We start from the raw sequence: 5636 nt of genomic DNA on the forward strand, positions 1-5636 counted from the left end.
GCGTCACATCACATCGAACGAGGTCGTCAGCCGAGGTCGCCCGTGGCCGTGCGCTCGGCCAGCCGCACCAGGGTGCGCACGGCGGAGCCGGTGCCGCCCTTGGGGGTGTAGCCGTGCGGCGCGCCCTCGTGGAAGGCCGGGCCGGCGATGTCGAGGTGGGCCCAGGTGATGCCCTCGCCGACGAACTCCTGCAGGAACAGGCCGGCCACCAGGCCGCCGCCCATGCGGACACCCATGTTCGCGATGTCGGCGGTGGGGGAGTCCATGGTCTTGCGCAGCTCCGCGGGGAGCGGCATCGGCCAGGAGGACTCGCCGACCTCCTCGGCGATCTCGTGGATCGACGTGCGGAAGGCGTCGTCGTTCGCCATGATCCCGAAGGTGCGGTCGCCGAGGGCGAGCACCATGGCGCCGGTCAGGGTGGCGACGTCGACGATCGCGTCCGGGTTGTCCTCGGAAGCCTTGGTCAGCGCGTCACCGAGGACCAGACGGCCCTCGGCGTCCGTGTTGAGGACCTCGACGGTCTTGCCGCTGTACATGCGCAGCACGTCACCGGGCTTGGTGGCGGAGCCGGACGGCATGTTCTCGGCGAGCGCGAGCCAACCGGTGACGTTGACCCGCAGACCCAGCTTCGCGGCCGCGACCACGGAGGCGAAGACGGCGGCGGCGCCGGCCATGTCGCACTTCATCGTCTCGTTGTGGCCGGCCGGCTTCAGGGAGATGCCGCCCGAGTCGTAGGTGATGCCCTTGCCGACGAAGGCCAGGGTCTTCTCCGCCTTCGGGTGCGTGTAGGTGAGCTTCACCAGGCGCGGCAGGTTCTCGGAGCCCTTGCCGACGCCCATGATGCCGCCGTAGCCGCCCTTGACCAGGGCCTTCTCGTCCAGCACCTGGACCTTGATGCCGTTCTCCTTGGCCGCCGCGGAGGCGATCGCGGCGAAGGCCTCGGGAGTCAGGTCGTTCGGCGGGGTGTTCACCAGGTCACGGGCGACGTTGACCTCGGCCGCGACGACCGCGGCGCGCTCGACCGCGGCCTTGTGCTCCTTGTCGCGGGGCTTGGCACCCAGCAGGGCGACCTCGCCCAGCGGGGCCTTCGGGGCCGCGCCCTTGGCCTCCTTGCGGGCCTTGTTCTCGCCGCCCTGGTAGGCGGTGAACGCGTACGCGCCCAGCAGCGCGCCCTCGGCGACGGCGGTGACGGCGGAGGCGTCCTCCAGCGGGAGGGCGAAGGCGGCCTTCTTGCTGCCGTGCAGCGCGCGGGCGGCGGCGCCGGCGGCGCGGCGCAGCACCTCCTCGTCGAACGACTCGTCCTTCTCGGGGACGGAGCCGAGCCCCACCGCCAGCACGACCGGGACCTTGAGGCCCGCCGGGGCGGGCAGCTTGGTGATCTCGCCTTCGGCGCCCGAAGCGCCCAGCGCCTCGAGGACGCCGGCGAGCTTACCGTCGTACGCCTTGTCCACGGCCTCGGCGCCCGCGGCGACGATCGGTCCCTTGGGGCCCTTCGCCACGCCGACCACGAGGGCGTCGGCGCGGAGCGTCGTCGCGCCGGCAGTGCTGAGAGTCAGAGCAGTCACGGTGGTGAAGTCTCGCTTCCGTTTGTGTGTGTGGGCCGAGTGGGGGGACGGCCATCCGTAGCGATCGTATTCGGGCCCGACAGCCGCCGGAAATGAGCCTACGCGTACGCGCTCGTCCGTACGCCACTCGAAGGTTTGGCAAGTTGTTCGATCGAGAGGCCGTCAGGTTCACCCGTCTGTGGACTCTGCTCCAGGTTTGCCCCGTAGACCTGACGAGGTCCGAAAGACTCGGTCCACTCTCGCAAGGGGACGCGGGGTTCCTTTGCATGATTTCCACAGAGCCTCCCAGCTCCGGCTGTCCGCCCAGGGCCGAGTCGAGGGATGCCTGCGGGGGGAAAGGCCGAAAATGGTCAACAAGAATCGGATGAACAGGGTCGCCGCGATGATGGCGGCAGCTGCCCTGGTATCCGTGGCAGTACCCGCCACGACCGCCCAGGCGGCCGTGGCACCGCGCATCGACCTGAAGGTGCTGGTCGTCGACGACGGCGGCAGCTCGGTCGAGGCGATCACCGCGGAACTCCGCGACACGGGCGTGCCCTACACCCGCATCGAGCTGGGCAGCAGCAGCCGTCCGGTCATCAACGCGGGCTTCCTCAGCGAACCCGCCGACAGCGCGACCGGCCGTCCGCGCGCCAAGTACCAGGGTGTCGTCCTGCCGAACGAGAACCCGTTCGGCGAGGGCTCGGCCGAGATGGCCGCCCTCACCGCCTACGAGACGGCGTACGGCATCCGCCAGGTCGACGCCTATACCTGGGCCCACCCGGGCGTCGGGCTGGAATACACCGACAACGGCGGCTACAGCGGACAGCTCGACGGCACCCAGGCCGCCGTCACCACGGCCGGCAAGGCGGGCCCCTTCGCCTACCTCGGCGGCCAGGTCACCTTCGAGGACAACTCGGCCCTGGTCCCCGAGAGCTTCGGCTTCATGGGCAAGCCGCGCCCCGGCTACACCAGCTACCTCGACGCGCCAGTCGGCTCCGGCCGGGCCTCGCTCGTCGGCGAGTACGCGCACGACGGCCGCAGCGAACTGGTCGTCACCTTCGGCTACAACCAGTACCAGCAGCAGTTCCGGCTGCTCGCCCGCGGCATCGTCGACTGGCTGACCCAGGGGGTGCACCTCGGCCGGAGCCGCAACTACTTCGCGGTCCACGTCGACGACGTCTTCGCCCCCGACGCCCGCTGGAACAAGGAGCTGAACTGCACGCCGGGCGACTACGCCTGCGCGGGCGGCGAGGGCAAGGAGAGCACCATCCGGATGAGCGCCGCCGACGCCGTGTACGCGGCGCAGTGGCAGACGTCGAAGAACTTCAAGCTCGACATGCTCTTCAACGGCGGCGCCGGGGAGGAGTGGAAGGCCGAGAACGGCGGCGTCGACGCGATGACCGCTCAGCTCGTCGCCGACCGCGCCAAGTACCGCTGGATGAACCACACCTACACCCACCCGTTCCTCGGATGTGTCCAGAACACCGCCGTCATCCCGTGGACCTGTACGAAGAACTCCGCCGGCGTGATCCAGTACATGAGCCGCGCCGAGATCTCCGCCCAGATCCGCGACAACAACAACTGGGCCGCCTCCAAGGGCATCACCACCGACCGGACCGAACTGGTCACCGGGGAGCACTCCGGCCTCAAGACCGCCCCGCAGCAGCCCGTGGACAACCCCAACCTGGCCGGAGCCCTCGCCGACAACGGGGTCAAGTGGGCGGGCAGCGACAACTCCCGCGAACCGGCGCAGCGCGCGGTCGGCGCGGCCCTCACGGTCCCCCGGCACCCGATGAACGTGTACTACAACACGGGCACCAACGCCGAAATGGCCGACGAGTACAACTGGATCTACACCAGCCGCGCCCACGGCGGAAGCGGCGTCTGCGAGGACAACCCGGCGACCTCCACCTGCCTCCCGGCCCCGCTGAACGTCAACACCGGCTACCTCGACACCATCGTCCCGGCCGAGGCCCGCACCGCCCTGCGCCACGTCCTGGCCAACGACCCGCGCCCGCACTACGTCCACCAGTCCAACCTCGCCGAGGACCGGACCCTCTACCCGGTGCTCAACCAGGTTCTCGACACCTACCGCGCCCTCTACGCCCCCAGCGCGCCGATCGTGAACCAGAGCATGAAGGACACCGGCGTCGAGTTCCAGCGCCGCGCCGCCTGGGACAAGGCCCTCGCGGAAGGCAAGGTCACCGCCTACCGCATCGGCAACGACGTCACCATCAAGGCGCCCTCCGGGGTCGTCGCCCCGGTGACCGCCCCCACCGGCACCAGGAAGCAGCTGCTGCTGGGCACCGCCGACTTCGGCACCGCGTACGCCGGTACCCGTTCCGCCTGGGCCGGTCCGGAGCTGCTCCAGAGCGCCGTCACGCTCAAGCTGCCCAGCTGACCGTCCCGCAAGCCACCACGAGTACCACCTAGCGCCGGCGCTCCGAGAACCCACGGGCGCCGGCCCCTTTTCCGTCCTGGGGGGACACACCGCATGAGTCATGGGCGTCACGTCACCATGCTCACCGAAGGCACCTACCCGCACGTCCACGGGGGCGTCAGCACCTGGTGCGACCAACTGGTGCGAGGCATGCCGGAGGTCGACTTCAACCTCATAGCCCTGACCGGCTCCGGACGAGAGCCGGTCACCTGGGAACTGCCCCGCAACGTCTACCGGCACACCGCCTTCCCGCTGTGGGGGCCGCTCCCGTCCCGCAGCCGCCGGTCGGCCCTGCGCGGCAGGGCCCACCGCCGCTTCACCGAGGTCTACGAGAGCTTCCTGCTCTCCCTGCTCGACCCCGAGCCCGATCCCGCCCGGCACCGCTTCTCCGAGGCCCTGCGCGAACTGGCCGTCCTGGCCCGGGCCGGAAAGCTCGCACCGGCCCTGCGCTCCGAGTCCGTCCTGCGTCTGCTGATGACCGTATGGACCCGGCCCGGACTCGTCACCGCCGAGGCCGCGCCCACCATCCACGACGCGCTCACCGCCACCGACCTGCTGGAACACGCACTGCGCCCGCTCGGTGTCCGCATCCCGCCCGACAGCGTCGCCCACGCCGTCAGCAGCGGCCTCGCCACCCTCCCGGCCCTCGCCGCCACCTACCTCGACGGGGTCCCCTTCCTGCTCACCGAGCACGGCATCTACCTGCGCGAGCGCTACCTCGGCTACCGCAGCGCCGCCCAGCGCTGGCCCGTCAAAGCCCTCATGCTCGGCTTCTACCGCGAGCTCAACACCGAGGGCTACCGCAAGGCCGACCTGATCACCCCGTGCAACCAGTACAACCGCCGCTGGGAGGAACGCGGAGGCGCCCGGTCCGACCGCATCCGCACCGTCTACAACGGCGTCGACCCGCACGCCTTCCCCGAGGCCGGCCCCGAACCCGACGTGCCCACCCTCAGCTGGTGCGGCCGCATCGACCCGATCAAGGACCTCGAAACCCTCATCCGGGCCTACGCCTTCATGCGCGAGGAACTGCCCGCCCTGCGGCTGCGCCTCTTCGGCCCCGTGCCGGCCGGCTGCGAGGAGTACAAGCTCCGTCTGGAGAAGCTCGCCGCCGAACTCGGCGTGACCGACGGGATCACCTACGAGGGCCGCATCGAGCAGGTGGCGCAGGCCTACGCGGCGGGCAGCGTCGTCATGCTCTCCTCCATCAGCGAGGGCTTCCCCTTCAGCATCATCGAAGCCATGTCCTGCGGCCGCACGACCGTCTCCACCGACGTCGGCGGAGTCCGTGAGGCCGTCGGCGACACCGGCCTCGTCGTGCCGCCGCGCGAACCCGAGACCATGGCCCGCGCCACCCTCGCCCTGCTCCGCGACGACCGGCGCCGGGCCGAGCTCGGCCGGATGTCCCGCAAGCGCGTGGTGGAGAAGTTCACCCTCCATCAGTCCGTGGACGGCTTCCGGCACATCTACCGCGAACTGGCCGGCCAGCCCGTCCTGCCCGTCCACGCGGGCGACGAGTGGACCCAGCGGCTCGCCGATCCCTGGTACCGCGAACTCGCCGCCGACGGGAGCCTGTGGTGAGCGGATCCCTCTGGCTCAAGCCGCCCGGCCCCGGCCCCGGCCCCGGTGCCGGGGCCGGCGCCGACACG

Annotated in this window: 3 protein-coding genes; 2 read left to right on the forward strand and 1 reads right to left on the reverse strand. The window is 70.8% G+C overall.

Going from position 1 to position 5636, the window contains the following annotated elements; genetic code table 11:
* Positions 1–26: 26 nt before the first annotated feature.
* A complete protein-coding gene (locus ACWGIU_RS27660) occupies positions 27–1565 on the reverse strand; it encodes a leucyl aminopeptidase (protein WP_453710208.1) in 1539 nt (512 codons plus the stop codon).
* Positions 1566–1911: 346 nt separating this feature from the next.
* Here ACWGIU_RS27660 and ACWGIU_RS27665 point away from each other — a divergent pair, with 346 nt between their 5' ends.
* Positions 1912–3948 carry a hypothetical protein gene (locus ACWGIU_RS27665; protein ID WP_453710210.1) on the forward strand — a complete coding sequence of 679 codons (2037 nt, stop codon included), beginning with the start codon at positions 1912–1914 and terminating at the stop codon, positions 3946–3948.
* Between the two features lie 93 nt (positions 3949–4041).
* Positions 4042–5568: a GT4 family glycosyltransferase PelF gene (pelF, locus tag ACWGIU_RS27670; RefSeq protein WP_453710212.1), complete on the forward strand. Its 1527-nt coding sequence runs from the start codon at positions 4042–4044 to the stop codon at positions 5566–5568.
* Positions 5569–5636 lie beyond the last annotated feature (68 nt).

Source organism: Streptomyces sp. NPDC054840 (genome assembly GCF_053611065.1).

Coding starts and splice junctions, on each gene's coding strand:
- ACWGIU_RS27665 (WP_453710210.1), top strand. CDS start 1,912: ATGGTCAACAAGAATCGGATGAACAGGGTCGCCGCGATGATGGCGGCA.
- pelF (WP_453710212.1), top strand. CDS start 4,042: ATGAGTCATGGGCGTCACGTCACCATGCTCACCGAAGGCACCTACCCG.